At 73.7% G+C, this 26,047-nt stretch carries 26 protein-coding genes and 1 pseudogene; 17 read left to right on the top strand and 10 right to left on the bottom strand.

Annotated features, from left to right (window positions below; all coding sequences use genetic code 11):
* The 7 genes and pseudogenes from E1291_RS44110 to E1291_RS22630 form a co-directional block, all read left to right on the top strand.
* A pseudogene (locus E1291_RS44110) lies at window positions 1-154 on the top strand (flavodoxin-dependent (E)-4-hydroxy-3-methylbut-2-enyl-diphosphate synthase); the annotation flags it as partial.
* A gap of 302 nt (window positions 155-456) precedes the next feature.
* The gene (locus E1291_RS22655; protein ID WP_131739985.1) at window positions 457-2,100 is read left to right on the top strand and encodes an alpha/beta hydrolase; all 1,644 of its coding nucleotides are present in this window, start codon (window positions 457-459) and stop codon (window positions 2,098-2,100) included.
* A 377-nt stretch (window positions 2,101-2,477) separates the two neighbouring features.
* Window positions 2,478-4,079 (top strand): alpha/beta hydrolase, encoded by a 1,602-nt coding sequence (locus tag E1291_RS22650; protein ID WP_242614314.1) that lies wholly within the window; start codon window positions 2,478-2,480, stop codon window positions 4,077-4,079.
* A 200-nt stretch (window positions 4,080-4,279) separates the two neighbouring features.
* Window positions 4,280-5,914 carry an alpha/beta hydrolase gene (locus E1291_RS22645; protein WP_242614313.1) on the top strand — a complete coding sequence of 545 codons (1,635 nt, stop codon included), beginning with the start codon at window positions 4,280-4,282 and terminating at the stop codon, window positions 5,912-5,914.
* A 299-nt stretch (window positions 5,915-6,213) separates the two neighbouring features.
* Window positions 6,214-7,056 (top strand): GNAT family N-acetyltransferase, encoded by an 843-nt coding sequence (locus tag E1291_RS22640; protein WP_131739986.1) that lies wholly within the window; start codon window positions 6,214-6,216, stop codon window positions 7,054-7,056.
* Between the two features lie 124 nt (window positions 7,057-7,180).
* Window positions 7,181-8,572 (top strand): helix-turn-helix domain-containing protein, encoded by a 1,392-nt coding sequence (locus E1291_RS22635; RefSeq protein WP_131739984.1) that lies wholly within the window; start codon window positions 7,181-7,183, stop codon window positions 8,570-8,572.
* A gap of 252 nt (window positions 8,573-8,824) precedes the next feature.
* Window positions 8,825-9,733 carry a hypothetical protein gene (locus E1291_RS22630; protein ID WP_131739983.1) on the top strand — a complete coding sequence of 303 codons (909 nt, stop codon included), beginning with the start codon at window positions 8,825-8,827 and terminating at the stop codon, window positions 9,731-9,733.
* Between the two features lie 92 nt (window positions 9,734-9,825).
* Here the strand turns inward: E1291_RS22630 and E1291_RS22625 are convergent, their stop codons facing one another.
* On the bottom strand, window positions 9,826-10,227 hold the full coding sequence (locus E1291_RS22625) for a DUF3037 domain-containing protein (protein ID WP_131739982.1): 402 nt from the start codon (window positions 10,225-10,227) through the stop codon (window positions 9,826-9,828).
* Window positions 10,224-11,051 carry a HipA family kinase gene (locus E1291_RS22620; protein ID WP_131739981.1) on the bottom strand — a complete coding sequence of 276 codons (828 nt, stop codon included), beginning with the start codon at window positions 11,049-11,051 and terminating at the stop codon, window positions 10,224-10,226. The genes E1291_RS22625 and E1291_RS22620 overlap by 4 nt, the downstream gene beginning before the upstream one ends.
* Window positions 11,052-11,096: 45 nt before the next feature.
* Here E1291_RS22620 and E1291_RS22615 point away from each other — a divergent pair, with 45 nt between their 5' ends.
* Entirely contained in the window at window positions 11,097-11,804 is a 708-nt protein-coding gene (locus E1291_RS22615) for a cyclase family protein (protein ID WP_131739980.1), read from the top strand.
* Between the two features lie 17 nt (window positions 11,805-11,821).
* On the opposite strand, the gene E1291_RS22610 is transcribed toward E1291_RS22615, so the two are convergent.
* Window positions 11,822-12,595, bottom strand: coding sequence for an SDR family oxidoreductase (locus tag E1291_RS22610; RefSeq protein ID WP_131739979.1), 774 nt, complete (start codon window positions 12,593-12,595; stop codon window positions 11,822-11,824).
* A 69-nt stretch (window positions 12,596-12,664) separates the two neighbouring features.
* Between E1291_RS22610 and E1291_RS22605 the strand changes: the two genes are divergently transcribed.
* The 6 genes from E1291_RS22605 to E1291_RS22580 all read left to right on the top strand — a co-directional run bounded on the left by E1291_RS22605 (window position 12,665) and on the right by E1291_RS22580 (window position 18,380).
* On the top strand, window positions 12,665-13,549 hold the full coding sequence (locus E1291_RS22605) for a LysR family transcriptional regulator (RefSeq protein ID WP_131739978.1): 885 nt from the start codon (window positions 12,665-12,667) through the stop codon (window positions 13,547-13,549).
* Window positions 13,550-13,655: 106 nt separating this feature from the next.
* Window positions 13,656-14,813, top strand: a complete 1,158-nt coding sequence (locus tag E1291_RS22600) for a sensor histidine kinase (protein WP_131739977.1) — start codon at window positions 13,656-13,658, stop codon at window positions 14,811-14,813.
* Window positions 14,810-15,469 (top strand): response regulator, encoded by a 660-nt coding sequence (locus tag E1291_RS22595; protein WP_131739976.1) that lies wholly within the window; start codon window positions 14,810-14,812, stop codon window positions 15,467-15,469. Before E1291_RS22600 ends, E1291_RS22595 begins: the two co-directional genes overlap by 4 nt.
* Window positions 15,470-15,573: 104 nt before the next feature.
* Window positions 15,574-16,509, top strand: a complete 936-nt coding sequence (locus E1291_RS22590) for an ABC transporter ATP-binding protein (protein ID WP_131739975.1) — start codon at window positions 15,574-15,576, stop codon at window positions 16,507-16,509.
* Window positions 16,506-17,531 (top strand): ABC-2 membrane transporter-related protein, encoded by a 1,026-nt coding sequence (locus E1291_RS22585; protein ID WP_131739974.1) that lies wholly within the window; start codon window positions 16,506-16,508, stop codon window positions 17,529-17,531. The genes E1291_RS22590 and E1291_RS22585 overlap by 4 nt, the downstream gene beginning before the upstream one ends.
* Before the next feature lie 63 nt (window positions 17,532-17,594).
* Window positions 17,595-18,380, top strand: a complete 786-nt coding sequence (locus E1291_RS22580; RefSeq protein ID WP_131739973.1) for an integrase — start codon at window positions 17,595-17,597, stop codon at window positions 18,378-18,380.
* A gap of 34 nt (window positions 18,381-18,414) precedes the next feature.
* On the opposite strand, the gene E1291_RS22575 is transcribed toward E1291_RS22580, so the two are convergent.
* Window positions 18,415-18,849, bottom strand: a complete 435-nt coding sequence (locus E1291_RS22575; RefSeq protein WP_242614312.1) for a DUF4870 domain-containing protein — start codon at window positions 18,847-18,849, stop codon at window positions 18,415-18,417.
* A 339-nt stretch (window positions 18,850-19,188) separates the two neighbouring features.
* On the opposite strand from E1291_RS22575, the gene E1291_RS22570 reads away from it, so the two are divergent.
* Window positions 19,189-19,836 carry a PaaI family thioesterase gene (locus E1291_RS22570; RefSeq protein ID WP_131739971.1) on the top strand — a complete coding sequence of 216 codons (648 nt, stop codon included), beginning with the start codon at window positions 19,189-19,191 and terminating at the stop codon, window positions 19,834-19,836.
* A 21-nt stretch (window positions 19,837-19,857) separates the two neighbouring features.
* Here the strand turns inward: E1291_RS22570 and E1291_RS22565 are convergent, their stop codons facing one another.
* The gene (locus E1291_RS22565; protein ID WP_131739970.1) at window positions 19,858-20,367 is read right to left on the bottom strand and encodes a hypothetical protein; all 510 of its coding nucleotides are present in this window, start codon (window positions 20,365-20,367) and stop codon (window positions 19,858-19,860) included.
* A gap of 39 nt (window positions 20,368-20,406) precedes the next feature.
* On the opposite strand from E1291_RS22565, the gene E1291_RS22560 reads away from it, so the two are divergent.
* Entirely contained in the window at window positions 20,407-21,090 is a 684-nt protein-coding gene (locus E1291_RS22560; protein WP_207400882.1) for a response regulator transcription factor, read from the top strand.
* Between the two features lie 13 nt (window positions 21,091-21,103).
* Entirely contained in the window at window positions 21,104-22,447 is a 1,344-nt protein-coding gene (locus E1291_RS22555) for a sensor histidine kinase (RefSeq protein ID WP_131739968.1), read from the top strand.
* A 25-nt stretch (window positions 22,448-22,472) separates the two neighbouring features.
* Here E1291_RS22555 and E1291_RS22550 read toward each other — a convergent pair whose 3' ends face one another.
* From E1291_RS22550 to E1291_RS22530, 5 genes are all read right to left on the bottom strand, one after another.
* Window positions 22,473-22,976: a DinB family protein gene (locus E1291_RS22550; RefSeq protein ID WP_131739967.1), complete on the bottom strand. Its 504-nt coding sequence runs from the start codon at window positions 22,974-22,976 to the stop codon at window positions 22,473-22,475.
* A 90-nt stretch (window positions 22,977-23,066) separates the two neighbouring features.
* A complete protein-coding gene (locus E1291_RS22545; protein WP_131739966.1) occupies window positions 23,067-23,546 on the bottom strand; it encodes an SH3 domain-containing protein in 480 nt (159 codons plus the stop codon).
* Window positions 23,547-23,665: 119 nt separating this feature from the next.
* Complete coding sequence (locus E1291_RS22540) at window positions 23,666-24,091, bottom strand: hypothetical protein (protein ID WP_131739965.1); 426 nt, start codon at window positions 24,089-24,091, stop codon at window positions 23,666-23,668.
* 315 nt (window positions 24,092-24,406) lie between these two features.
* Window positions 24,407-25,087 (bottom strand): endonuclease V, encoded by a 681-nt coding sequence (locus tag E1291_RS22535; RefSeq protein ID WP_131739964.1) that lies wholly within the window; start codon window positions 25,085-25,087, stop codon window positions 24,407-24,409.
* 122 nt (window positions 25,088-25,209) lie between these two features.
* A partial coding sequence (locus E1291_RS22530; protein WP_131739963.1) for a phosphatidylglycerol lysyltransferase domain-containing protein occupies window positions 25,210-26,047 on the bottom strand: 838 nt, incomplete at its 5' end.

Genomic DNA, 26,047 nt, shown 5'->3' with positions numbered 1-26,047 from the left:
CTTCGTCAAGGGCGAGGTCGTCAAGACCGTCCCGGAGGCGCAGATCGTGGAGACCCTCATCGAGGAGGCCATGCGCATCGCCGAGGAGATGGGCATCGAGATCGGAGAGGACGGATCGGTGGGCGGCCCGGGCGCCGAGGTGGTCGTCAGCTGATCATCCCCGGCGCGTCGGGCGCGAACTGAAAGGGCCTTCGGACACCGTTCCGGAGGCCCTTTCGCATGCCCCGGGAAGGCCGCGCCGCAAGGGGTTCCGGCGGATCGCGCGCGGCCGTCTCACCCTGCGCGCTCGCCCGGAATCGGAACGTTCGGATGCATCACGAAGTTCCGAGGATTCTGTCACGGTTTTGCATCCACTTGCGGGGGGCTCTGTCGGGCCGCGCGGCACCCCCGTAACAATCTTCCCTCATTTACCCGTATGTCTGACTCACCCGGAGTCAGGCCGTAATAGGGGGATATGTGAAGAGGATCGTCGTCGTGACCGCGATGGCCGGGCTCGGTCTCGCCGGGCTCGGCACCGCGAGCGCGCAGGCGGCCGCGGGCCCGTCCGGCAGGGGCGGGTTCGACCCGGCAGCGGCGAAGTGGCACGCCTGTCCCGCCGACTTCGTCAAGCAGGTGCACGACCTGTACGACGTGCTCTACCCGGTCTCCAAGATCGTGCAGTGCGCCGAGCTCCAGGTGCCGCTGGACTACGCCAAGCCCAAGGGCAAGAAGATCACCCTTCAGCTCACCCGCACCCCGCACACGGGCAAGGGCCCGGCCAAGGGCGACATCGTCGTCAACCCGGGCGGTCCCGGCGGCGCGGGCGCGATCTTCGGGCCGCGGGTGTTCGCGCAGAACTCCGCCCCGATGCGCGAGGCGTTCAACGTCATCGGCTTCGACCCCCGCGGTGTCGGCAGGAGCGTCCCGGCGCTCAGCTGCGACCCCAACTACACCAACGCCCCGCGTCCGGACTACGGCACCGGCGACCCCAAGTCCGTCGCCACCTGGCTGAAGAAGTCCCAGGGCTACGCGGACGCCTGCAAGAAGGCCGACAAGATCGGCCTGCTGAACCACATCAAGACGATCGACTCCGTGAACGACGTGGAGTCGATCCGCAAGGCGCTCGGCAGCAAGAAGCTCGACTACTACGGCGCCTCCTACGGCACGTACCTCGGCTCGACCTACGCGACCGTGTACCCGAAGAAGGTCGGGCGCATCGTCCTGGACGGCAACGTCGGCCCGTCCGACGTCTGGTACGACGCCAACCTGAACCAGGACATCGCGTTCGACCAGAACATCGACTACTACCTGGGCTGGATCGCCAAGTACGACTCGGTGTACCACCTGGGCACCAAGCAGGCCGAGGTCCGCAAGTTCTTCTACGACCTGCGCGCCAAGCTGAAGACCAAGCCGGTCATCTACAAGGACCCGAGCAGCGGCGACACCGTCGCCGTCGGCCCGGACGAGCTGACCGACGTCATCCAGAACGCCGCCTACCGGCGCAGCCAGGCCGTGTGGCACTCCTACGCCCACGCCCTGTCGGCCCTCAAGGCCGGTGACGAGGCCACCTTCGCGCTCACCTTCGGCGCGCAGACGACCGGCGGCGCCGACGACAACGGCTACGCGGTGTACAGCGCCGTCCAGTGCACCGACGTCCAGTGGCCGCTGAGCTGGAAGAAGTGGCAGCGGGACAACGACAAGATCAACAAGAAGCACCCGTTCCTCACCTGGAGCAACGCCTGGTACAACGCTCCCTGCCTGTTCTGGCCCGCCAAGGCCGGCAAGCCGGTGAACGTCGGTCACACCAAGGACCTCCCGAAGAACATCCTGATGTTCCAGTCCACCGCCGACGCGGCCACGCCGTACGCGGGGGCCCTCGAGCTGCACCGCCGGCTCAAGGACTCGCGCCTGGTCGTCCAGGACGGCGACCGCACGCACTGCATCGTGCACCGCGGCTCGGCCGCCGTGGACGCCTACTTCGACGCCTACTTCCTGAAGGGCGAGCGGCCGAAGGAGGACACCGTCCACGTCCCGCAGCTCGGCGACCCGACCCCGCCCGCGCAGGGTTCCGCCAAGAGCCTGTCCGGCGCCGGCGCGCTCCGCAACGACGTCATCCGCTGACGCCGGAGACCGCCTGAGATACCGCTGACGCCCGGCCCAGCACGGCGTCACGGCCGAAACACCGGGGCCCCGGGGATCGTGATCCCCGGGGCCCTTCCGCGTCCGCACAGCGCCCCTCAGGGCGTCTCCCGGCCGTCTCCCGTCGCGTCTCCCGGCCGTCTCGGGCGCCCGCCGCGGCGGCCTTCCGGCCGAAGGGGGGACGGGGTCACGGGACGTGATGTGATCTTGTCACGATTTCGCATCCTCTCGCCTCGGACCCTCCCGCCGGCGTCGGCAGACCCGAAACAATTTCGTCTCCGTCCACGTATCGGCTCTGCGTCGGCGGCGCTCCCACCGGTCCCCGGCCGGCCCCGGGCCCGCCGCCCCGAGGGGGTTTGGTGAAGAGGATCGTCATCGTCACGGCCGCGCTGGCCGTGGCCGCCGGCGGCACCGTGTCCGCCGTCACCGCGTCGGCGTCCGCCGCCGGCGCGGGCGCCCCGAGCGCGGTCGCGGCCAAGGGCATCGCCTGGGGCAAGTGCGAGGTCAGCGGGCCGAACGACCCGATGGGCAAGGCCGAGTGCGCCCAGGTGCCGGTCCCGCTCGACCACCGCAAGCCGAACGGCCGCAAGATCTCCGTCGCGGTGTCGCGCTTCAAGCACACCGACTCCCGGAACTACCAGGGCGTCCTGTTCGTGAACCCGGGAGGTCCCGGTGCGAGCGGTCTCCCCTACGGCCCCGCCCTCGCCCGGTGGCTCGGCGGCGCCGGCCACGCCGAGACCGCGGCCAAGTACGACATCATCGGCTTCGACCCCCGCGGCGTCGGCGCCAGCAAGCCCGCGCTGACCTGCGACCCGCACTACTCCGACCCGATCCGCCCGGACTACGTCCCCGGGTCGGCGAAGGAGGAGCGGGCCTGGATCGCCAAGTCCAAGAAGTACGCGCAGGACTGCGCCAGGAAGTTCGGCTGGCTGCTGCCCCACCTGCGCACCACCGACGCCGCCCGTGACATCGAGACGATCCGCGCGGCGCTCGGCCAGCAGAAGATCTCCTGGTACGGCTTCTCGTACGGCACCTACTTCGGCGCCACCTACGCCACCCTCTTCCCCAAGCGCGTCAAGCGCATGGTGCTGGACGGCAACGTCAACCCGAAGACGGTCTGGTACGACTCGCAGCTAGAGCAGGACAAGGCGTTCGAGCGCAACCTCAAGTCCTGGTTCTCCTGGATCGCCAAGTGGGACTCGGTCTACCACCTCGGCAAGACCGAGAAGGCCGTCGAGGCCTGGTACTACGCGGCCCGCGCCGCCGCCAAGAAGGCCCCGATCGGCGGCAAGATCGGGCCGGACGAGCTCGACGACATCGTGCTGAACGCCGGCTACAACACCGGCTTCTACATCCCGTACGCGGACGCGCTGTCGAAGTGGGTCAACGCCAAGGACGCCTCCGCCCTGCTCGACAACCTCAACCCGGGCGGCGACGACAACAGCTTCGCCGTGTACAACGCCGTCCAGGCCGCGGACGCCAAGTGGCCCCGTAACTGGAGCAAGTGGCACAACGACGCCGCCCGCCTGTACAAGCAGGGCTACCGCTTCAACACCTGGAGCAACGTCTGGTTCAACGCCCCGGTCGCGTTCTGGCCGTTCCAGGGCGGCCCGGCGCTCAAGCTCACGGGCAAGAACGCCCCGGGCATGTTGCTCGTGCAGTCCACGCAGGACGCCGCGACCCCGGTCGCCGGCGGCCGCGAGATGCACAAGGTCTTCCCGAACTCCCGCCTGGTCGAGGAGATCGGCGGCAAGACCCACGCCAACACGCTCAACGGCAACGCCTGCCTGGACGACAAGGTCGCCGCCTACCTCGACAGCGGATGGCTGCCGAAGAGCCGTCCCGGCGCGGACGCCGCCTGCCCGGCGGTGCCGGCCCTGAACGACCCGGACCCGACGGGCGCGGCGGCCAAGTCCGTCCGCCCCGCGACGGGCAAGGACCTCCCGGTCGGCCGCCCGTGACGGACTGATCCCGCGACACCCGATCGAGCGCGTGCCCGCCGCCCCCTCCCCGGGGGCGGCGGGCACGCCGCGTTACGCCCGCGCGGTGCCGGCCCCGAGTGATCCCGCGTGGTGTTGGTCCTGCGCGGTCCCGGTTCCGGGGGGAATCGCGCGATCCGGGGTTCGGCGGTTCCGCGGCCCCCCGCCGGTAGAAAGCGGGGGTGCTGAACGCTGGAAAGAGGGCCGCCGCCGGGACGGCCGCCGCCGCCGTCACGCTCGGGATCGCCGGAGCGGCCCTGGGAGCCCCCACCGGGGCACCGGACGTCCGGGCCGCGCCCGCCGGAGCCCGCGCCGACGCCGGGACCCCGGAGGCCGGTCCCGACCCGGCCCCGCGCCCCGCGGGGCTCGCCTGGTCGCCCTGCCGCCGTAAGGACCCGGTGGAGGGCGCGCGACTCAAGGGACTGCAGTGCGCGACCATCCGCGTGCCCCTCGACCACGCCCGTCCCCGCGGTGAGCAGATCACCCTCGCCCTGGCGAGGGCGCGGCACACCTCGGCCCGGTCCCAAGGCGTGGTCCTGCTGAACAGGGGCGGCCCCGGCGCACACGGCCGCGACCTGGCCGGCGTGTTCAGCAGGGCGCTCCCCAAGAAGGTCGCGGCGTCCTATGACTGGATCGGCTTCGACCCCCGCGGCGTGGGCGCGAGCAGGCCCGCGCTGGTCTGCGACAAGAGCTACCAGGACCCCGGGCGCCCGCGTGCCGAGGCCGTACCCGCCGACGCGCGGGCGGAGCGGGCCTGGACGCGGCGCGCCGCGGCCTTCGCCCGCGACTGCGGCAGGCGGTACCGCGCGCTTCTTCCGCACATGGGCACCCTCGACTGGGCGCGCGACCTGGACGTGATCCGCGCCGCCCTCCACCAGCGCAAGATCAACTACTTCGGCTACTCGTACGGGACCTACCTCGGCGCCGTCTACGCCACCCTGTACCCGGGCCGGGTCCGCCGCATGGTGCTCGACAGCGTCGTCCGTCCCAGCGGGGTCTGGTACGGCAACAACCTCGACCAGAACGTCGCGTTCGAGAAGCGCGTCCGCGCGTACTTCGGCTGGATCGCCCGGCACGACGCCGCCTACCGGCTCGGCCGGACGCGCCGCGCGGTCGCCGCGGCCTACGCGCGCGCCCGCGCGTCCCTGAAGGCCGAGCCCATCGACGGCAAGGTCGGCGCGTCCGAACTCGACGACGTCTTCCTCTCCGACGGTTACGGCGACTACACCTGGCCGGCCCACGCCGCGGCGCTGTCGGCGTACGCCGTGCGGCACGACCCCCGGCCCCTGCGCAGGGCCTGGACGCCGCCGACCTGGCTCGACCAGAACAACTACACCGTCTACAACGCCGTCCAGTGCCGCGACGCGGCGTGGCCACGCGACTGGCGCCGCTGGCACGCCGACAGCGAGCGCCTGTACCGCGCGGGTTACCGCTTCGAGACCTGGGGGAACACCTGGTACAACGCTCCGTGCGCGTACTGGCCCGTGCCCGGTGGGCCGCCGCCCGCCGTCCACGGTTCTCCCTCCCTGCCGATCCTGCTGGTCCAGGGGACGGACGACGCCGCCACCCCGTTCCGCGGCGCCCTGGAGATGCACCGCCGCTTCCCTGCGTCCCGCCTGATGGTGGAGACCGGCGGCGGCAACCACGGCGTCGCCTTCACCGGGGACCACTGCGTCGACACGGCCGTCGCGCGCTTCCTGGGCGGAGGGGCGCTGCCGCCGGGCAGGCCCGGGGTGGACGCCGAATGCCCCGCGGGCCCGCACCCCGAGCCCGCCGCCTCCGGGTACAAGCGCGACGCCCGCATCGCGCTCGGCTGACCACTCGGACGGCGCGGACGGGCCGCTCGGGAATCGCGCCGAGCGCGCGCGGGACGCCCGGACACACCGAGAACCCCGCTCGGACAAGGGCGCCGAGGACCGGCGCGGGCCCGGCCGGGGTGGGACGGTCCACACGGCCGGACGATCTCGCGCCGGGGGCCGGGTGGGGCCGGGGACGGGCGGCCGGGGAGCCGGTGGAGAGACCGAGTCGGGGGACGTCATAGGCTTGTCGGCGTGGTGCTGACAGTGCAGATGGCCGCGCGGGGAGCGGCCGCGCCCGGGAGCCGGTAGCCGTGCGCATGCTGGGGTCGCTGCCGGTACGGGTCCTGGACGACCGGTACCGGGCGGAGGCGCTCGCGATCCTCGACGCCGACCCGGTCGCGAACGTGTTCGTCGGCTCCCGCGTCCACGTCGCCGGTCTCGACCCGCGCCGGCTCGGTGCCCAGATGTGGGGTTACCTCCGCGAGGGGCGGCTGGTCTCGCTGTGCTACTCGGGCGCCAACCTCATCCCCATCTCCGCCGGGCCCGAGGCCGTGCGCGCGTTCGCCGAGCGCGCCCAGGCCCAGGGCCGGCGCTGCTCGTCCATCGTCGGCCCGGTCGAGGCGGTCGGCGAGATGTGGGAGATCCTCGCGCCGTACTGGGGGCCGCCGCGCGCCGTGCGATCGGCGCAGCCCGTCATGTCGACCGCCGCGGTCCCGGACGTCGAGCCGGACGAGGAGGTGCGGCGGGTCCGCATGGACGAGTTCGATGTCGTCTACCCCGCCTGCGTCGCGATGTTCACCGAGGAGGTCGGCGTCTCGCCCAACACCGGCGACGGGGGAGTGCTCTACCGCGCGCGGGTCGCCGAGCTGATCCGGGACGGCCGCGCCTTCGCCCGCATCGAGGACGGCCGGGTCATGTTCAAGGCCGAGATCGGTGCCGTCACCCCCCTGGCCTGCCAGGTCCAGGGCGTGTGGGTCCCGCCCGAGCTGCGGGGGCGGCGCCTGTCGGAGTCGGGCATGTCCGCCGTCGTGCGGGAGGCGCTGCGCAGCATCGCGCCGACGGTCTCCTTGTACGTCAATGACTACAACACGCGTGCGCGAGCCGCCTACCGGCGGGTAGGATTCGCCGAGACCGGATCCTTCATGTCCGTGCTCTTCTAGCGGTACTGTCAGCTCGTCTCATCTCGGGCCGGCGGTCCCGGTCGTCATGCTCGGCCGCTTGTCCTGGCGTGCCAGGTCCTCGCCGGGCACTGACGGGATGGCCAGGGACATGTACCATCCGGCCGTGGAATTCGCCGGGGCATTGCGGCAGGCCATCCAGGCGAGCGGGCTGACACTGGAACGGATACGTCACCGACTCGGCCAGCGTGGCCTGACGGTGAGCGTCGCCACGCTGAGCTACTGGCAGCGGGGCCGCAGCAGGCCGCGCTCGCGCGTGGTCGTCGCCGCGCTCGAGGAGATCCTCCAGGTCGCCACCGGGACGCTGACCGACCTGCTCGACGACCCGGCGCCCAGCGCGCCGTCCGTGCGGGGCGGCGCCGGGCGCGCCGGGCTCGCCACGGGCCCGGCCGGTCCCGGCGACCGGGGCCGCGCCGCGAGCGACCTGTGGCCCGATCCCGACCAGTACGCCTACCTCGTCGCGCAGCTCGACCGGTCGGGCGACCACCGGCTGGAGCGGCTCAGCATTCACGACGTCTACCGGCTGGACGAGACGCGCCGTTCCTGGACGCTGTCGGTGCGGACCGTCCTGCGCGCCGCGGGCGACGACATCGACCGCGTCGTCTGCGTCCACCGGACGGGTTTGGCCGTGTCGCAAACGCCCAAGCCCTGCCCGGCCGAGGACGGTGCCGCGACGGACGTCCAGAAGCAGCCGGACAGCGAGTGGGCTGGGCGGGAGGACACCGAGCAGGAGCCGGAACCCGAGGCCGAGATCCTGGAGTGGCTGGGGCGGGAGCGGGGCGGACTCGCGGGGCAGAGCCGGGAGGCCGCCGCGGACGGTTTCGAGGGGCGCGAGCCGCCGGGCGGCGGGCCGGTGAGCCTCGACGCGGGCTCGATACCCGACGGCGGCGACTTCATCGATCCCGAACCGGTGTTACGCGACTTCGTGGAAATGAGGCCGGAAGGGGACACCGCGCTCGCCCTGGACGGCCCGGACCATGACGTCGAGCTGGGCTTCCCGGAGGACGTCGACGAGGACGGCGGCCCCGGCGGTGCGCTCGACGGCGGCCCCGGCGGTGCCCTGGACGGCGGCCCGGACGGCGGGCTGGACGGTGCGCTGGGCGGCGGGCCGGGCGGCGCCGAGCTTCTGGCCGTCCGGTACTGCAGGCCCGGGCGGATCCGCGCCGAGGGCGGGCTGATCGCGTTCGAGCTCGTCTTCGACCGGGTGCTGGCGGCGGGCGACACCGCGGTGATCGAGTACGAGCTGGGCCCGCTGGGCGAGGCGCACCTCGGCGACGGCTACGACCGCAGGTTCGCCCACCCCGTCCACGACTACGTGGCGATCATCCAGTTCGAGGGCGGGCGGCTGCCGGCCCGCTGCTACGGCTTCACCGCCGACACCGCCGAGGCCCCCAGGCGCCGCCTCGGGGAGCTGTGGATCGGCACGTCCGGCAGCGCGAACCTCGCCGTCGCCAACGTGCGGCGCGGCATCGTCGGCATCGAGTGGGAATGGCAGTGAGCGGGCGCCGGGCGGCGCCGGGAGCTCGCGGGCGGCGCGTCCGCTCCGATCGGGCGTCTCCGGCGCGAACCCCCGCCGGAACGCGGATTCGAGGCCCCATGGACCGCCCGAACGGCCGCCGGGGTTGGGCGTTGTGACAAATTGCCTGTTGGCTTTGCGGCCTTCTGGGCCTTACAGTGAGCCCTGAAATTGCAAGTGCAGTTGTCAAGGCCGTTGACGGGGGCCGGCCGGAGTGGATCCGGAGGCCGAGCTGTGCAGAGCGTGACGGAGGACGACCTCCTCCAGGTGCTGCAATACGGTCCCTTCAACGTGGCCCTTCACGCGGCCATCCAGGCACGCGGCCTCAGCCTCGAATCGCTGAGGCGCCGGTTGGAGGAACAGGGCATCGCGGTCAGCCTGTCCACGCTGAGTTACTGGCAGCGGGGCAGGACCAGGCCCGAGCGCGCCGACTCGCTGCGCGCCGTGCGCGGTCTGGAGGTGATCCTCGAACTGCCGCGGCACTCGCTGCTGACGTTGCTGAAACCGACCGCCGAGCGGTCCGCCGGGCCGTGGCTGCCGGTCGAGGAGCTGTGCCCCGAACCGGGCGTCAAGGACCTGCTGGACGAGATCGGCGACCGCGGCGAGCGGCAGCTCACCGGGCTCAGCCTGCACGACCAGCACGTCATCGGGCGCCGCCGTGAGCTGCTGGAGGTGCGCACCCGCGCGGTCTTCCAGGCGCAGCAGCGCGGCGTCGACCGGTGGATCACCGTGTACCACCACCCGCAGGGCATCCTGCCGTCCTCGCGCATCGCCCGCGGCTGCCGGTTCGGCCGCGTCCGGATGGACGAGGCCAGCGGCCTCATCGCCGCCGAGCTGCTGTTCGACCGGGCGCTCGGCCGTGGTGAGACCTACCTGCTGGAGTACGGGTTCGGCTTCGACGAGACCGGGCCGCCCGTCACCGAGGAGGGCCGCGGATTCCGCACCCCGCAGCACGAGTTCCTGATCGAGGTGCGCTTCCACCCGGCGATGCTTCCCGCACGGTGCTACCGGACGTGGCGTCCGGACGGCCACACCGCCCTGAAGGACTCGGCGGACCTGCGGATGTCCAGCTACCACAGCGTCCACTTCATCGAGTTCGGCATGGCGGCGGGCTACCACGGCATCCGCTGGGAATGGGACTGACCCCGCCCCGGACACCGGGCGGGGCCCGGCCCGGCTCCGCCCGCGGTGTATCAGGGCACGTCTCAGAGAACGGCGTCTCGGAGGACGGCGTCTCAGAGAACGAGGAGGTCCAGCAGGCGTTCCAGCTCCGCCGCCGGGTCGGCGGTGAGGCCGGCGTGGACCGGCCCAGGCTGGACGATCGTGCTGCGCGGCGCCGTCAGCCAGCGGAACCGCGCACCGGGCGCCTCGGCCGCGGCCTGCCCGGCGCGCTCGCCCCCGCAGCAGATCGCGTCCACGGCCTTGAGGGCGGTGCCGACCCCTTCGAGGTCCAGTGACGAGTCCAAGGCCAGGAGCCGCCGCTCGTCCAGGTGGGTTCTGCACCCCAGATAGTCCAAGGCGCGGCAGTACACGACCACGCCCACGTTCATGACCTCGCCCCGTTCGACGCGCGGGACGACGCGCAGCGCCGCGTACTCGAAGACGGTCGGTTCGGCGGCCGTCCGGATGTTGCTCATGAGGAGCCGTCCAGCCATGCCGGGCGGTTCTCGCCGCGCCGCCCGTCCGCGCTGCGCGCGCGGTGCCGCACGTCGAGGTCCGGCAGCCAGTCGCGCGGCTTGCCGACGCGGGGGAGCAGGATCTCCAGGTAGGCGTCCCGCAGCGCCGCCGGGCCGGCGAACCCCGGCTCGCCGTCCAGCCAGTGGTCGGGCACCAGCCCGATCACCTCGCGCAGCAGCGGCTCGGTGATCCGCGGCGCCAGGTCGGCCTCGGCGGCCTCCAGCTCCGTCGCGAACGGCGTCAGCACGTGGTCGTCGAGGTCGTACGGGCCGGAGAACAGCCGTGTCGCGTTCGCCCACGCGTGATGGAAGATCAGGCTCGCGCCGTGGTCGATCAGCCACACGTCCCGGTGCCAGACGAGCAGGTTGGGGTTGCGCCAGCTGCGGTCCACGTTGCCGATGTACGCGTCGAACCACAGGACGCGCGACGCGAACGCGGGATCGGGCCTCCACCCGAGCGGGTCGAACCCGAGCGACCCCGGCAGGAAGTCCACCCCGAGGTTCCAGCCCGGACTCGCCTTGAGCAGATCCTGCACGTCGGGATCGGGCTCATGCCGTCCGATCGCCGGATCCAGGTCGATGAGCACCTGGTCGGGGACCCGCAGGCCGACCCGGCGCGCGAGCTCACCCGCGATCACCTCGGCGATGAGGGCCTTGCGGCCCTGCCCGGCGCCATGGAACTTCATGACGTACGTCCCGAGGTCGTCGGCCTCGACGACGCCCGGCAGCGACCCGCCCTCACGCAGCGGCGTCACGTAACGGATGGCTGTCACATGAGGCAACACCCCGTCACGCTATCGGGTCGGCACGGACCCGGGATAATCGGCGTCATGGCCGTTGAGCTCCTCGACCTGTCATGGCCGATCGCCACCGGGATGCCCGTTTACCCGGGCGATCCCGAAGTGGAGGCCGTCCCCGCCCTGACGGTCGCCGACCACGGCGTGAACGTCCTGCGCCTTCACCTGGGCTCGCAGTCCGGTACCCACGTCGACGCCCCGTTCCACATCGACGACGCCCTCCCGCGTCTGGACGAACTGCCCCTCGAACGCTTCACCGGCCCCGCCGCCGTCATGGACGTGCGCGACCTCGCTCCGCGCGCGCCCATCACTCCCGACGCCCTCCCGGAGGGACTCGCCCCCGGCATCGTCCTCCTCATCGCGACGGGCTGGTCGGACCACTGGGCCACCGACGCCTATCTCGCCCACCCGTACCTCACGCGCGAGACCGCCGAGGCGATCGTCGGCTCCGGGGTCCGCACCGTCGGCATCGACGCGTTGAGCGTCGACCCGACACCGCCTCCCGGCTCGGACGATTTCTCCCTGGAGGCCCACCGCGTTCTCTGCGGCGCGGGAGCGGTCATCGCCGAGAACCTCAACAACCTGCCCCGCCTCCTGGACGCCCAGGCGGCGGGCCGCTCGGTCGAGGTCTCCCTGTTCCCCCTCGCCCTCGCCGCCGCCGACGGAGCCCCCGTCCGGGCCGTGGCCGCCATCGACGACCGGGCGGTGTTGATCGCAAGCTCGGCCGACGGGCTCGCGTGACGGCTGAGGACCACTGCTCACCAGGGGATGACCTCGTCCAGCGAGTCCGGGCCGCGGAAGACGCCGGACGGGCCGCCGGGCGGGATCGTCGCGAGCAGGACCGGGACGGTGGCGCCCTCGGCCGTGGTGCGGTCGCCGCGGGGGAAGGTCGCGGCGGCGTTCTGGCCGGTCGGCACGAGGCCGGGGCTGACGGCGTTGACCTTGATGCCGTCGGCGCGCAGGGCGTCGGCGTACATCAGGGTCAGGGCGTTGAGCGCCGCCTTGGACGAGCCGTAGGCCAGGAAGCGCCGGGCCGAGCCGGGATCGGCCGGGGCGCTCAGGACGGTGAGCGACCCGAGCCCGCTGGACATGTTGACGATCCGCGGATTGGGGGAGCGGCGCAGCAGCGGCACGCAGGCCGACGTCACCGTGACGACTCCGAAGACGTTGACCTCGTACACCTCGCGCAGATGAGCCGCCGTGACGTCGGGGACCGCGATGCCCCACTCGACCATGATCCCGGCGTTGTTGACGAGCACGTCCAGGCGTCCCGTCTCGGTCTCGACCCCGCGCACGGCCGTTTCGACGGACTCCGGATCGGTCACGTCGAGCCGCACGAACCGGATGTCGAGCCCCGCCCCGGCGCGCGCCGGGGCCGACGCGTTCTTCAGTTCCCGGACGGCCGCGTTCCCGCGCTCGGGACTGCGGGCGCCGAGATACACGGTGAGGCCCTGCCGGGCCAGCCGGTGGACGATCTCCAGGCCGATTCCCCTGTTGCCGCCGGTGACGAGCGCCACCTCGTTCGTGTTCATGCGTCCACCCCAGCAGCCGGGGCTCCGGGCGGGAAGGACCGAGTGGGTGGGGCGCCATACCCTGGCGGTATGCCGGAGCCGGAGATCCGTGAACTGCGCTACTTCCGTGCCGTCGCCGAGGAGTTGAACATCACCCGCGCCGCCGAGCGGCTCGGCATCGCGCAGCCGCCCCTGTCCCGGGCCATACGGCGGCTGGAGCGCAGGCTCGGTGTCGCCCTTCTCGATCGCACGGGACCCCGGCCGGCGCTCACCCGGGCGGGCGAGACGCTGGCCGAGGAGGCGGCCGTGGTCCTCGGCGCCCTCGAAAGGGCGGTCCGCAGGACGCGGCGCGCGGGACGTCCCGGCCGGGGCCTGGTGGTCACCGCCAAGCCGGGGGTGGCCACGGACCTGCTCCGCCGGATCGGCGAGCGTTTCCGCGCGGAGCCGGGCGCCCCGGAGCTCCAGATCGTGATGAGCGGCTTCGGTGAGCAGGCCGACATGGTCCGCGACGGGCGCGCGGACGTGGCGATCGCCGGATGCTTCGACGGCCGTGGCCTCGACACCGAGCTGCTGGCCACCGAACCGCGCGTCGCGGCGCTCGCCCCCGCGCACCGGCTGGCCGCGCGCGACGTCCTCGATATCGCCGACCTGGCCGGTGAGCCGGCGCCCCGGTGGAGTCCGCCGGGCGTCGTCGACCGCGACTACTGGCTGGGGAACCCGGACCGTCCGGGCGACGGGCCGGTCGTGCGCGACACCGCCCAGCTGTTGGAGGTGGTCGCCCTGAGCCGAGCCGTCGCGCTGGTCCCCGCCTCGCTGGCCGAGAGGAACGTCCGCCCGGACGTGACGTACCGTCCGGTGCGCGACGCGGCACCGTACCGGACCCTGGCCCTCTGGCAGGAGGGCAGCCGGTCGCCGTCGATCGCCTGGTTCGTCAAGGCCGCTCTGGACGGCGCCGGCACGCCGGAAGGGCCATGAGGCACGCGCCGCCGTCGCGGAACCGGCTCAAAGTACGGCGCGGGCCGGGCAAGACCATGCTTTCGGCCGGTTGTCCGTGAGACACGCGTCGCCAAGCCTGAGCCGCATGCACAGTGGAAACCATCGGGCGCGACTCGGTACGGCCACCGGGCTCGGCGCGCTGTTCCTGACGGCCGTGACCGTCCAGGCCCTCGCCGTCGCCACGAGCTGGGGCGCGGAGTACTGGCCGCCCGGGAGCGCGGCGGCGGCGTCGGTGTGCGTCCTGGCCCTGCTCCGGAACCGGTGGCCGAGAGGGACCACGGCCCTGGCGCTGGCGGTGGCGGCCGCCGCGGTCCCGGCCGCCCGGCTGCTCCACCTGCCCGGCGAGCCGGGCCCGGCCATGGCGCTGGGCCTGGCCGTGCTGGTCGGCTTCGTGGTGCGGACGCTGCCGCCGGTGACCGCCGGAGCGGTCGCGGGCGGCGGGCTCGCCGTGGCCGTGGCAGGCGAGATCGCCGCCCGGACGTCCTCCAGCGGCTCCTCGGTGGCCGACATCGAGCTCCTGTGCTGGTGCGCGGCCGTCGTGACCGGGCTCTCGCTGCGGCTGCCCGCCGCACGCGCGCGGGTCACGGCGGAGCGGGTGCGGCGGGAGGAACGGCTCGCGCTCGCCCGCGAGATGCACGACGTCGTCGCCCACCACATCGCGAGCATGCTGATCCAGACCCAGGCGGCCCAGGTCGTCGCGCGTCGGCGGCCCGAGGACGTGCCGCGGACCCTCACCGAGATCGAGACCGCGGGCGCCGACGCCCTGGCCGCGATGCGCCGCGCCGTCGGCCTGCTGCGCGACCCCGGGGACGCCGGCGACGCGGCGCCGCTGTCGTCCGGCCCGGAGCGGCTGGAGGAGCTGGTGGAGCGCTTCGGCCGGACCGGCCCGGCGGTGCGGCTGCACCTGGCGGACGAGGACCGCGACTGGCCGCCCGAGGTGGCGGGCACCGTCTACCGGGTGGTCCAGGAGTCGCTGACGAACGTCGCGCGGCACGCGCCGCTGGCCCGGTCGGTCGTCGTGACCGTCCGGCGCGACGGCGCCGCCGTCGCCGTCGAGGTCGCCGACGACGCCCCCGGCGCTCCGGCGCGAGCCAGGGGCGTCGCCGCCGGCGGGTACGGTCTGCTCGGCATGCGCGAACGCGTCGAGGCGCTCGGCGGGACGCTGGAGGCCGGCCCCCGGGACGGGCGCGGCTGGTCCGTCCGCGCCGCCCTGCCCCTGCCCGGGGCCGGGGAGACCGGATGACCATCAGGGTGCTGATCGCCGACGACCAGGCGATGATCCGCCGCGGGCTGCGCCTCATCCTGGAGGACCGGCCCGGCATCGAGGTGGTCGCCGAGGCGGCCGACGGCGTCGAGGCGATCGAGGCGGCGCGGCGGCTGCGTCCGGACGTGTGCCTGGTGGACATCCGGATGCCCCGACTCGACGGCATCGAGGTCACCCGGGCGCTGGCCGGCCCGGACGCGGCCGACCCGCTGCGCGTCGTCGTGGTCACGACGTTCGACCTCGACGAGTACGTCTACGGCGCGCTGCGCGGCGGAGCCGTCGGCTTCGTCCTCAAGGGGGCCGGTCCCGCGCTGCTCGTGGAGGCGGTGCGCGCCGCCGTGAACGGGGAGGCGCTGGTGTCGCCGTCGGTCACCGTCCGGCTGCTGCGGCATCTGACCGAGGCCACCCGGCCCGCGGGGCGGGACCGGCCCGCGCCGCCGCTCACCGAGCGGGAGCTGGAGGTCGTCCGGGCGGTGGCCCGCGGGCGCACCAACCAGGAGGTCGCCGCCGACCTGTTCATCTCCCTGAGCACCGTCAAGGGGCACATGGCGAGCGTCCAGGCCAAGCTCGGCATGCGCAACCGCGTCGAGGTCGTCGCGTGGGCGTGGGAGAACCGGATCGTCGAGGGCGCCTGACGCCCGCCCCCGCGCGCCGTACCGGCCGAAAGTACCGCCGCCCGGGTGGTGAAGGGTGCTTTGGGCCGATGTCCCGGCCCGGCGCGCCCGCCGAGGATCGGACCATGCCTCACGACGAATCCCGGCCCCCGGTTCTGCACGCCGAGGGCCTCACCAAGCGATACGGCCGCCGCGGCCGGCCCGCGCTGGACGGCGTCGACCTCACGGTCCCGCCGGACCGGATCATCGGACTGGTCGGCCCCAACGGCGCGGGCAAGTCGACCCTGCTGCACCTGGCCTGCGGGCTGATCGAGCCGACGTCGGGCGGCCTGCGGGTGCTCGGCTCGCGTCCGGCGGCGGACGCCGCGCATCTGGCGCGCGTGGGTTTCATGGCCCAGGACGCCCCGGTGTACCGGTCCTTCAGCGTGGCCGACCACCTGCGGCTGGGCGCGAAGCTGAACCCGGGATGGGACATGGCGTTCGCCGAGCGCCGCGTACGCGAGGCGGGCCTGGACCCGCACCAGCGGGCCGGCGGCCTCTCCGGCGGCCAGCGCGCCCAGCTCGCGCTGACGATCGCCGCGGCCAAGCGCCCCGAACTGCTCATCTTCGACGAGCCCGCCGCCGCGCTGGACCCGCTCGCGCGGCAGGGGTTCCTGCAGAACCTGATGCGGTTCGTGAGCGAGCTGGGCGCGGGGGCCGTGCTGTCCTCGCACCTGCTCGGCGACGTCGAGCGGGTCTGCGACCACATCATCGTGCTGTGCGGCGCGCGCGTCCAGGTCGCGGGCGACGTCGGGGACCTGCTGGCCGGGCACCGCGCGCTGGTCGCGCCGCGCGGCCGGCTCGCGGCGCCGCCCCCCGGAGCCGAGCTGATCGGCACGACGCACGACGACCGCCACAGCCGCGCGGTGGTGCGCCTCGACGTGCCGGATCGCGGGGTTCCGGCGCCGCCGTCGTGGCCGTCCGAGCCCGTCACGCTTGAGGAGCTCGTCCTGGCCTACATGAGCCGGGCCGAATCCCAGACCGTCTCCCACACCGGCTCACGCCAGGAGGTATCGCGATGATCTGGCTGACCTGGCGCCAGTTCCGCGTGCAGGCGCTCGTCACCGCCGTCGCGGTGGGCCTGTTCGCCGCCTACATGCTCTACCTCGGCGAGGACGTCCGCCACGCCTACTCCTCGGCGCGCGGTCACTGCGGGAGCGGAGGCGACTGCGCCCCGGCGCTCGCCGACTTCCAGGCCCGCTACCGCGACACGATGCTGTTCCTCGCCGCCGGGCTCGCCCTGGGGATCGCCCTTCTCGGCACCTTCTGGGGCGCGCCCCTGGTCGCCCGGGAGCTGGAAACGGGAACCCATCGGCTGGTCTGGAACCAGAGCGTGACGCGCCGCCGCTGGCTCGGCGTCAAGCTCCTGTCCGTCGGCCTGGCCGCCGTGGCGGCGGCGGGCGTCGCCGGTGCCCTGCTCACCTGGGCCGCGCACCCGGTCGACGAGGCGAGCGCGAACCGGTTCGACACCATCCTGTTCGGCGCGCGCAACATCGCGCCCGCCGCCTACGCCCTGTTCGCCGTCACCCTCGGGACCGTCGTCGGCCTGGTGGTCCGCCGGGCGGTGCCCGCGATCGCCGTGACGATGGCCGCGTTCATCGCCGTCCAGTTCCTCGTCCCCACCATGGTCCGCCCGCACCTCGTGCCGCCGAAGACGACGACCATGGCGATGCCGGCGGACGCCGTCAACCGGGTCAGGTCGCTGGGGAGCATCGGCGGCGGCGCGGTCGTCGGGGGCGTCACCCTGCCGGACGAGCCCGGCGCGTGGATCAGCGGGACCAGTGCGCTGCTGACCGCCGACGGCCGTCCCCTCGGCGAGGGCCGCTTCAACGCCTGCCTGAACTCCCCGCCCAAGACGGGCGCCGGGGGCAGGTTCGGTGACACGGCCGTCTGCCTCGGTGAGCTCGACCTGCACATCGAGATCACCTATCAGCCGGGTGACCGCTACTGGACGTTCCAGTGCCTAGAGGCCGGCTTCTACCTGCTTCTCAGCGGCCTGCTGGCGGCCTTCGGCCTCTGGCGCGTCCGGCACCGCCTGAACTGAGAGGCGGCGCCGGGGCGGTCGGCGTCCGGCCTGTGGCATGCTCCGCGCGGGAGGGTGGCTGCGATGCGGGTGACGTGGGTGACGGAGCAGGGAAGTCCAGAGCGACGCAACGAGGACTTCGTCGCGGCCGCGGCGGGGGCCGTGGTCGTGCTCGACGGGTGCGGCCTGCCGCTCGGCACCGATCTCGGGTGCGTGCACGGCACCGCGTGGTACGCGCGGTCGCTCGGCACCCGGCTGCTGGCGAGGATGCTGGACGGGCTGGGCGAGGCGCCGCAGGCGGGGCCGCCGGTCGGCCCGCCCGAGGGCGCGCACCGGCCGGCGGCGCGGCCGCTGGTCGCGAGGCTGGCGGGGGCGATCGCGGACGTGGCCGCCGCGCACCGGGGGAGCTGCGATCTGGCCGCCGTGACCACGCCGGCGGCGACCGTCCTGGCACTGCGGGTCCGGGGCGAGGTGGTCGACTATCTCGTCCTCGCCGACTCGACGCTGCTGCTGGACGGTCCGGACGGCCTACGGGAGATCACCGGAGGGCCGCCCTTCGCGGCGGCCGATCCCGCCGTGGCGGACGCGGCCATCACGGGGACCGTGCCCGTCCGGGAGCTGCGGCGCGCGTTCCTGCTCACCGACGGCGCGACCCGCCTCGTCGACCGGTTCCGGCTGACCGGCTGGGCGGAGGTGGCCCGCCTCGCGGACGAGTCGGGGCCCGGCGCCCTGATCGCCCGGACACGGGAGGCGGAGCGCGGTGACCCGCGCGGTGCGCGCTGGCCCAGGGGCAAGATCCACGATGACGCGACCGCGGCGGTCTGCGCCTTCGCGTCCGAGGACGGCCGGCCGGCGGCCGCCGCTCGGTGATCCCGCCCGCCGGGTCCGGTGACCGTGCCCCGGATCAGCGGATCATGCGGAAGCAGAAGAACGCCGGGAAGCGGTAGTAGCCGCCCTTGCCCGCCTTGACCGCGCCCACGATCAGGAAGACCCACTGCCCGAGCAGCATCTCCAGATAGGGGGCGATGAGCGGGATGAGGAACACCGGGTTCTCGGCGATGATCGCGACCGGGGCGCAGACGGCGGCGACCGCCAGCAGGTGGAGCAGCAGCGTGATCTGGAAGTTCAGCGCCTGGGCCGCGTGGAACCGGACGAAGGCCGACTCCCCCTTCTTGACCAGGTAGATGACCAGCGGGGCGAGGAAGCCGAGCAGGAGCACCCCGAGGTAGGCGAAGATCGCCCAGGTCGTGTCCTGGTTCTGCGTCTGTCCGGGCGGTCCGTACGGGACGCCCGGAGGCCCGTAGCCCCAGCGGGGGTCGTAGCCTCCGCCGGGCGGCATGCCTCCGCCGGGAGGGCCGCCGGGCGGTGGTCCCGGAGGCGCTCCGGGCGGCTGCCCATAGGGGGAGTGGTAGGGCGGCGGCCGATCGGCGGCGCCGGGTGGCGGCGGAGGGGGAGCGGTCACAGGGGATTCCTTCTCGCGCGGGAGCGTCGTCGTGGATCGGACGGGCACCGTCGCGGCGGAAGCGCCGTCCTGTTGCGGTCATCACGTTGCAGGAATCATGCCAGGGTGAAGCGCGGCCCGCGTTCCGGCGGTCCGGGCACCCGCCCGTCCGACGCCGCCCCCGGCGTGCGCCCCGCGCCCCGATCTCTTAGAATCACGTTCGGCTAAGGGGGTGCCATGGGCGGGGAACCGGCGGGACGGCGCAGGCTCGCGGCGGACGAGACGAAGGCGCTGGCGGTGCTGGCCGCGCGCGTCCGCGAGCTGACCGAGGCGACCGTGCTCAGCGGCGTGGACCCCGCCGAGGTCGCCGCGGTCGCCGACGAGGTCGCCGTGCTGACCGAGCGCCTCGCGGCCGTGCGCCGGCACGCCCCGCCGCTCGACCTGTCCGATGCCCTCGACCTCGGCGGATTCGTCGCGAATCCCGTCGCCGGACCCCTCAACCCCATCGCGCCCCCGGTCGACATCGAAGTGACCCCGGAGGGCGTCGCACGCGCCGTCTTCACGCTCGGACCCGTCTACGAGGGGCCGCCCGCGCACGTCCACGGCGGAATCTCGGCGATGGTGCTCGACCAGGTCCTCGGCATGGCGGCGGCGGCCGTCGGAACCCCCGGCATGACCGCGACCCTGGACCTGCGCTACCGGCGGCCCACGCCGCTCGGCGTCCCGCTCTCGGTGGAGGCGAAGGCGACCCGCGCCGAGGGGCGCCGCGTCTACGCCGACGGCTCCATCACCGGACCGGAGGGCCGCGTCACGGTTGAGGCATCGGCCATGTTCGTCGTACCGAAGCAGGTGCTCTTGGACCGCTGGATGAACGCGGTCGGATGACCCGGTCGGAGAGGGACACGGTCAGTATTCGTACAGGCTCACCGTAGGCGGGTGCTGGTACCAGGACGCTATGACCGACGACGTGTGCCTCTCGGTGAGGAAGTCGACGCGCAGCAACCAGCTCGTCTCCGTGACACGCGTCTCGTACCCGGGGTTGGGCGTCGCCGACACCAGCCGGACCCGTCCGTTGGAGAAGGCCATCGCGGCCTGTCCGCCCAGCGTCGCGTAGCTGCGGACCGGACCCGGCGGGCGCGGCGGGCGCCCGGTCGGCTTCGGTGACGACTTCGGAGACCGCGCCGGCGTCGGCGTCGGGCGCGGGCCCTGGTCGACGCCCGCCGCGGGCCCCGGCCGGACCGCCGGGGAGCCGATGCTCGTCTGCCCCGGCAGGATCGACGGGCTCGCGTGGATGACCGGCCCGGCGATCGGCGCCGCCCGTTCCGACAGCGTGTCGCGGACCACGCCGCGCACGCCCAGCCAGGACAGCGTCACGGCGAGCGTCGTCACCCCCGCCCACGGGGCAACATACGACATCGCGCGACGCATCGACATATGGTGGCATACGGTTCCGCCATGGCGAGTGTTCTGGTGGTCGAGGACGACGCGAACGTCCGCTCCGCCCTGATCAGGGAGCTGGGTGCGCGGTCCCACGTCGTCCGCAGCGCCGGGACCGCGATGGACGCGTTGCGCGAGGTCACGCAGGCGCCGCCCGACGTCGTGATCCTCGACCTCGGGCTGCCCGACCTCGACGGCGCCGAGGTGCTGAAGATGCTGCGCGGGGTGTCGGACGTGCCGGTCATCATCGCGACCGCCCGCGACGACGAGCCGGAGATCGTCCGGCTGCTGAACGCGGGCGCCGACGACTACCTCATCAAGCCGTTCTCCGCCGAGCACCTCAGCGCCCGGCTCGCCGCGGTGCTGCGCCGGTCGGCGCGGTCCGGGCCGACCGCCGAGCTCAGCGTCGGCGGGCTGCACATCGACCTGGACCGGCGCGAGGCGCTGCTGGACGGCGAGCCGCTCGAGCTGACCCGCCGCGAGTTCGACCTGCTGGCCTACCTCGCGGCCCGGCCCGGCCGGGTCGTGGCCCGCCGCGAGCTGCTCGCCGAGGTGTGGCGGCAGGCCTACGGCGACGACCAGACCATCGACGTGCACCTGTCCTGGCTGCGGCGCAAGCTCGGCGAGACCGCCGCCGCGCCCCGCTACCTGCACACCGTGCGCGGCGTCGGGGTCCGGCTGGCCGAGCCGGGCCGGCGGTGACGGGCCGGCCGGCGTGAGGCGCACCCTCGTCCTGGTGTCGCTGGCCGTCACCTCGATGGTCGCCCTGGCCTTCCTCATCCCGCTCGCGCTGACGGTCCGGGAGATCGCCCGGGACCGCGCGCTCACCGCCGCCGAGCGGCAGGCGAGCGCGCTCGGCCCGGTGCTGGTCGTCACCGAGGACCCCGCGGCGCTGGAGCGCGCCGTCGCCAGCAGCCAGGCCGGCGCCGCGCACCGGATGACCGTGCACATGCCGTCCGGCGGGCTCGTCCCGGCCGCCCCCCGCGGCGACGTCGCCGCCCAGCCCGAGCAGGTCGCCGAGGCCGGCCGCCGCGGACGCTCCTACACCGCCCGCGTCTCCGGCGGCTACGCGCTGCTGCAGCCGGTCTCGCTGGACGCGGGCCGCACCGCCGTCGTCGAGGTGTTCCTGCCCGACGCGGACCTGTCCCGCGGCGTCGGCAAGGCGTGGCTCGTCATGACCGCCGTCGCGGCGGCGCTCGTCGCCGGGTCCGTCGGCGTCGCCGACCGGCTCGGCGCCCGGATGATCAGCTCGACCCGGCGGCTCGCCGAGGCCGCCGCGGCGTTCGGCGACGGCGAGCTGAGCGTGCGCATCGAGCCGGACGGGCCGCCCGAGCTGGTCGAGGCGGGCCTGGCGTTCAACGCCATGGCCGACCACGTCGTGCAGTTGCTGGCCGCCGAGCGGGAGATGGCCGCGGACCTGTCGCACCGGCTGCGCACCCCGCTGGCGGCGCTGCGGCTGAACGCCGAGGCCCTCGGCGACGGGCCGGTGCCCGACCAGACCCGCGAGGCCGTCGACCGCATCGAGCGCGAGGTCGACCAGATCATCCGCACCGTCCGGCGGCCGACCGCGCGGGGCAACTGCGACGCGGCGAAGGTGCTGCGCGACCGGGTCGCGTTCTGGTCCGTCCTCGCCGAGGACGAGGGCCGCGCGTGCGAACTGATCGGCGCCGAGCGGCCCGCCGCGCTGCCGCTGCCCGGGACCGAGCTGGCCGCGGCCGTGGACGCGCTGCTCGGCAACATCTTCCGGCACACCGCCGAGGGCACCGGCTTCGCCGTCACGCTGCACCAGGGGCAGGGCGTCACCGGCATCCTCGTCGCCGACGGCGGGCCCGGCATCGCCGACCCCGCCGCCGCCCTCGAACGCGGCAGCAGCGGCGGCGGCTCCACCGGCCTCGGCCTCGACATCGCCCGCCGCGCCGCCGAGTCCACCGGGGGCTACCTGCGCATCCACCGCAGCGTCCTCGGCGGCGCCCACGTGCAGATGTGGTTCCGGACGAAGTGGCTGCCGCCGGCCCGCCGGTCCCGCCGCCTCGTCCGCCGCCGCCACTCCCGCCCCTGACACCGGCCGATCGCCGGGTACGGGCTCAGGACGGGTCGCGAAGGTGATCGCCGGTCGCGCCGTCGAGCAGCTCCCGGATGATGTCCAGGTGGCCGGCGTGCCGCGCGGTCTCCTCGATCATGTGGATGAGCACCCAGCGCAGTGTCACGGTCTCGCCGTACCACGACGTGCCGCGGGAGCCGACCTCCAGCGCGCCGATGACGCGGTCGGACGCGGCGCGGGCCCGGCGGTAGAACGCGATGACGCCCTCGGCGGTCTCCCCGGGCTCCACCCGCAGGTCGGCCTCGGGGTCATCCTCGTCGAAGGGCAGCGGCTCGGTCTCGCGTCCGAACGTCGTGCAGAACCACGAGTACTCGACCGCCGCGAGGTGCTTGGTCACCCCCAGCAGGCTCGTCCCGGACGGGGTCATCGGCCGGCGCAGGCGCTCCTCGTCGAGCCCTCCGAGCTTCCAGAGCACCGCGTCGCGGTGCCGGTCGAGGCTCACCCACAGGCTTTCCTTCTCATCACCGACGTACGGCACGATTCTCATGCCCGGACCCTAGCCAACGCGTCGGACTCCGAGCGGGCCCGCGGGTGGGGCCGGCGCCTGGCGGAGACACCGGCCCGCGGGCCGCACGGCTCAGCAGTCGGAGTACCCGACGTACCACTTGCCGTTGCCGTTACCGACCTTGTAGTCGGCGATCCAGTTGCCGCTGTTCTCCAGCCGCACCCAGAGATAGCCGTTCCTGCGCTGGATGGTGTCCCAGTCCGTCGTCACGCGTGCGTTGTGCGGCAGGACGCCGACGATCCGGAAGCCGGTTCCCGGCCCGCTGCGGACGTTCAGCCCGTCCGAAGGCAGCACGACGCCGTGGCACAGGCGCACGCGCAGCTTGCCCTGGTCGTTGAGGCGGTCCAGCGCCCGGGCGGCGTCGGCGCCCTCGACCTCGATGGCCCCCGGACCGTGGCCCTCCTCGTCCTGGGGCCGGGGATCGGGAGCGTTCTGCTGCGTCTGATCGGTACTCGGCGGCGGTTCCGCGGCCCCGGCGACCGGACCGAGGCTCAGCGCGGTCCCGGCGACCGCCGCCAGCAGGCTCGCGCTGACCTTTACCCCTACATGCATCCCTACCTCCAGGTTTGTGCCTGAACTACCGCCAGGTCACTACCCAAAGTAACAGATCAACTACACATGGTCACAAGAAGATCTTTTGGGGTGACGGGGAGATATCCGCGGCGCCCGGTTCAACCGGAGACCGCCCGGCGCGCGGCGCCTAGGAGGCGGCGGGAAGCCGGTACACGCCGGGATCCTGCCCGGTGACGCGCTGGAAGGCCTCGGCGAAGGCACGGGGCTTGCGGTACCCACGGCCCGTGCAGTGGCGCCGCCCGTGGGTCGACGGGCATGGCCACCTGGAAGGCGGCGCCGGGAACCGGTTCGAGCAGCGCGAGCAGCAGAACCTCGGCGGCCGCCCGCGCGCCGGCCCGGCCGGCGTCGCCGCCGAGATGCACGATTCTGGTCGCGTAGGCGGGCATGCGGAAGCCCCGGTCACGTCTGATGGCGGACGTGACCGGGGCTTCGTGGTTCACGCTCGGGCGGGGGTGCTCCGCCGTGGTGACGGTCTTGCCGTGGACGGTCGCGGTCATCGTGTCGTCCGTGATTTCTACGGCCATGGGGTGGTCTCCTCCCTGCTCAGGGGTTTGCGCAGGTGAGCGGCTCTCGAAGCGACGTCCCCGGACTTTGCTGGACGGAGCGTGAATAAGGCTCTCTGAGCGGTTCCCTAAGGGAGGCTTAAGGGGCTGGGTGGGGGGCTTGGGGCGGCCTACTTTGAGGGGGTCACATTGGAAGACGGCGGAGGTGTACAGGCGGAGTGCAGAGCGAACGTGACTGAGGTTCTGGATTGAGACAAGTCTCCGGCCCGCACGGCCCCCTTACCCCGCTCTGGGGCCGTGCGGGCCGCAGGCTTTGCGGTGGGCGTCATGGGTGCCCTAGAGGGCCGAGCGGGAGAGGCGGTCGGCTCGTCTGGTGGTCTCTGGGAGGCGGTAGTCCGGGGTGAGGGCGAGGACGTTGCGGCATGCCGTGTCGAGGTCCGTGCGGTGGCCTACGGAGACGAAGACCGGCTTGACGCCGTCCTGGGTGCGCAGCACGCGGCCGACGACCTCGCCGCCGTCGACGAGCGGGGTCGTGTCGCCGCGGCGTGGGCCCGGCGGGTCGTAGGCGCCGACGAAGCCGGTCTTCGCGACCCCGATCGCCGGGAGCCCGGTGAGCACGCCCACATGGCAGGCCAGCCCGAACCGGTGGGGGTGGGCTAGGCCGTAGCCGTCGCAGACCAGGAGGTCCGGGACGGTCTTCAGGCCGCGCAGCGCCTCCACCAGTGCGGGAAGCTCACGGAAGGCGAACAGGCCGGGCACATAGGGGAAGGCGGCGGTGCCGACGGCGACCGACTCCTCCACCACTTCGAGGGACGTGCCGTCCAGCACGACGACCGCCGCCGCGAGGCGGGAACCGGTGCCGCCGCCGTCGCCCGCGTAGGAGACGTCCAGGCCCGCGACCGTGCGCGGGCGCGCGGGCCCGGGGGCGTCCAGGTCGAGGAGGGGGCGCAGTTCGTCCTGGACGGCGGCCGCCTCCCCAGGGGTGGCGGGCCACGGGTGCAGGTCGCGTACGTCCATGATCGGGCAGGCTACCGCGCGCCCGGCCCGTCAGGCGTGGGCGGCGTAGGCGGCCTCGACCAGGCACTGGGCGCGCAGGTCGCCGGGGCCCGATGGAGGCGCGGGATTCGGCCGGCGACGGGTCAGGAACGGCCGAGACGGCGTACGGGCTCCGCGACCGGTTCCGCGGCCGCAGGCGGGGGGCGCGTCCGGCCGAACTCCAGGGTGAGCAGCGCCGCCGCCAGCCACACGATGTCCGACCACGACCGGAAGACGATCGAGCGCGGCCGGTACTCCGGGGCGAACTTCCGGTCGAACAGGTACAGCGACTCGACCGCGATCAGCGGGTCGAGCAGGTGCAGCGCGCGGTAGCCCGCCTTCTCGGCGGCGGTGCGGTCCGCGGACTCCAGCAGCTCGCGGAACGCCGCGAAGTTCAGCGAGACGACCGCGTGGCCGTGCTCGCCCGCGTAGCCGATCACGTCGGCGATCAGCCGTTCGTTGACGCCGTTGGGGCCGCCCGGGGCGCGGCGCATCGCGTCCAGGCTGAGGCCCTGCCCGGCCGCCGCGTAGCGCTGGAAGGCGACCGGCCGGCCGTCCCGCCCGTAGGCCACCGCGACGACGGCGCCCGGGTGGTGGCCGGTGAGCAGCTCGTCCAGGTTCATCGAGAACCCGCGCTCGGCGGCGCCGCCCAGCGAGCGGGACGCGACGTCCAGCAACGCGGCGCGCAGCCCCGGCGGAAGGTCGCGCTCGGCGAGGATCTCGGTGGTGACCCCGGCGTTCTCGGTGCGCCGCACCGCCTGGCGGACGTTGCGCATCCGCCGTCCCGCCAGTGTGAACGCGGCTGGCCGCACCACGACCTCGTCGCCGAATCCGAACGAGCGCAGCGGCGCCCACGCGGGCAGCAGGTCCGCGCCGGCGCCGAGGGCGGCCGGCCGCCAGCCCGCGCGCCGGCACAGCGCGAGGAACTCCCGGACGGCTCCG

Source organism: Actinomadura roseirufa, from assembly GCF_900659635.1.
In the GTDB taxonomy this organism is placed as follows: domain Bacteria; phylum Actinomycetota; class Actinomycetes; order Streptosporangiales; family Streptosporangiaceae; genus Spirillospora; species Spirillospora roseirufa.
This window is presented reverse-complemented; position numbering and strand designations above follow the sequence as displayed.

Bases quoted from the DNA above. Each gene is read 5' to 3' on its own strand.
- E1291_RS22640 (WP_131739986.1), top strand. From the start codon at position 6,214: ATGCTGGGGTCGCTGCCGGTACGGGTCCTGGACGACCGGTACCGGGCG.
- E1291_RS22625 (WP_131739982.1), bottom strand. From the start codon at position 10,227: ATGAGCAACATCCGGACGGCCGCCGAACCGACCGTCTTCGAGTACGCG.
- E1291_RS22615 (WP_131739980.1), top strand. From the start codon at position 11,097: ATGGCCGTTGAGCTCCTCGACCTGTCATGGCCGATCGCCACCGGGATG.
- E1291_RS22610 (WP_131739979.1), bottom strand. From the start codon at position 12,595: ATGAACACGAACGAGGTGGCGCTCGTCACCGGCGGCAACAGGGGAATC.
- E1291_RS22605 (WP_131739978.1), top strand. From the start codon at position 12,665: ATGCCGGAGCCGGAGATCCGTGAACTGCGCTACTTCCGTGCCGTCGCC.
- E1291_RS22600 (WP_131739977.1), top strand. From the start codon at position 13,656: ATGCACAGTGGAAACCATCGGGCGCGACTCGGTACGGCCACCGGGCTC.
- E1291_RS22595 (WP_131739976.1), top strand. From the start codon at position 14,810: ATGACCATCAGGGTGCTGATCGCCGACGACCAGGCGATGATCCGCCGC.
- E1291_RS22590 (WP_131739975.1), top strand. From the start codon at position 15,574: ATGCCTCACGACGAATCCCGGCCCCCGGTTCTGCACGCCGAGGGCCTC.
- E1291_RS22585 (WP_131739974.1), top strand. From the start codon at position 16,506: ATGATCTGGCTGACCTGGCGCCAGTTCCGCGTGCAGGCGCTCGTCACC.
- E1291_RS22580 (WP_131739973.1), top strand. From the start codon at position 17,595: ATGCGGGTGACGTGGGTGACGGAGCAGGGAAGTCCAGAGCGACGCAAC.
- E1291_RS22575 (WP_242614312.1), bottom strand. From the start codon at position 18,849: ATGCCGCCCGGCGGAGGCTACGACCCCCGCTGGGGCTACGGGCCTCCG.
- E1291_RS22570 (WP_131739971.1), top strand. From the start codon at position 19,189: ATGGGCGGGGAACCGGCGGGACGGCGCAGGCTCGCGGCGGACGAGACG.
- E1291_RS22565 (WP_131739970.1), bottom strand. From the start codon at position 20,367: ATGTCGTATGTTGCCCCGTGGGCGGGGGTGACGACGCTCGCCGTGACG.
- E1291_RS22560 (WP_207400882.1), top strand. From the start codon at position 20,407: ATGGCGAGTGTTCTGGTGGTCGAGGACGACGCGAACGTCCGCTCCGCC.
- E1291_RS22550 (WP_131739967.1), bottom strand. From the start codon at position 22,976: ATGAGAATCGTGCCGTACGTCGGTGATGAGAAGGAAAGCCTGTGGGTG.
- E1291_RS22545 (WP_131739966.1), bottom strand. From the start codon at position 23,546: ATGCATGTAGGGGTAAAGGTCAGCGCGAGCCTGCTGGCGGCGGTCGCC.
- E1291_RS22540 (WP_131739965.1), bottom strand. From the start codon at position 24,091: ATGGCCGTAGAAATCACGGACGACACGATGACCGCGACCGTCCACGGC.
- E1291_RS22535 (WP_131739964.1), bottom strand. From the start codon at position 25,087: ATGGACGTACGCGACCTGCACCCGTGGCCCGCCACCCCTGGGGAGGCG.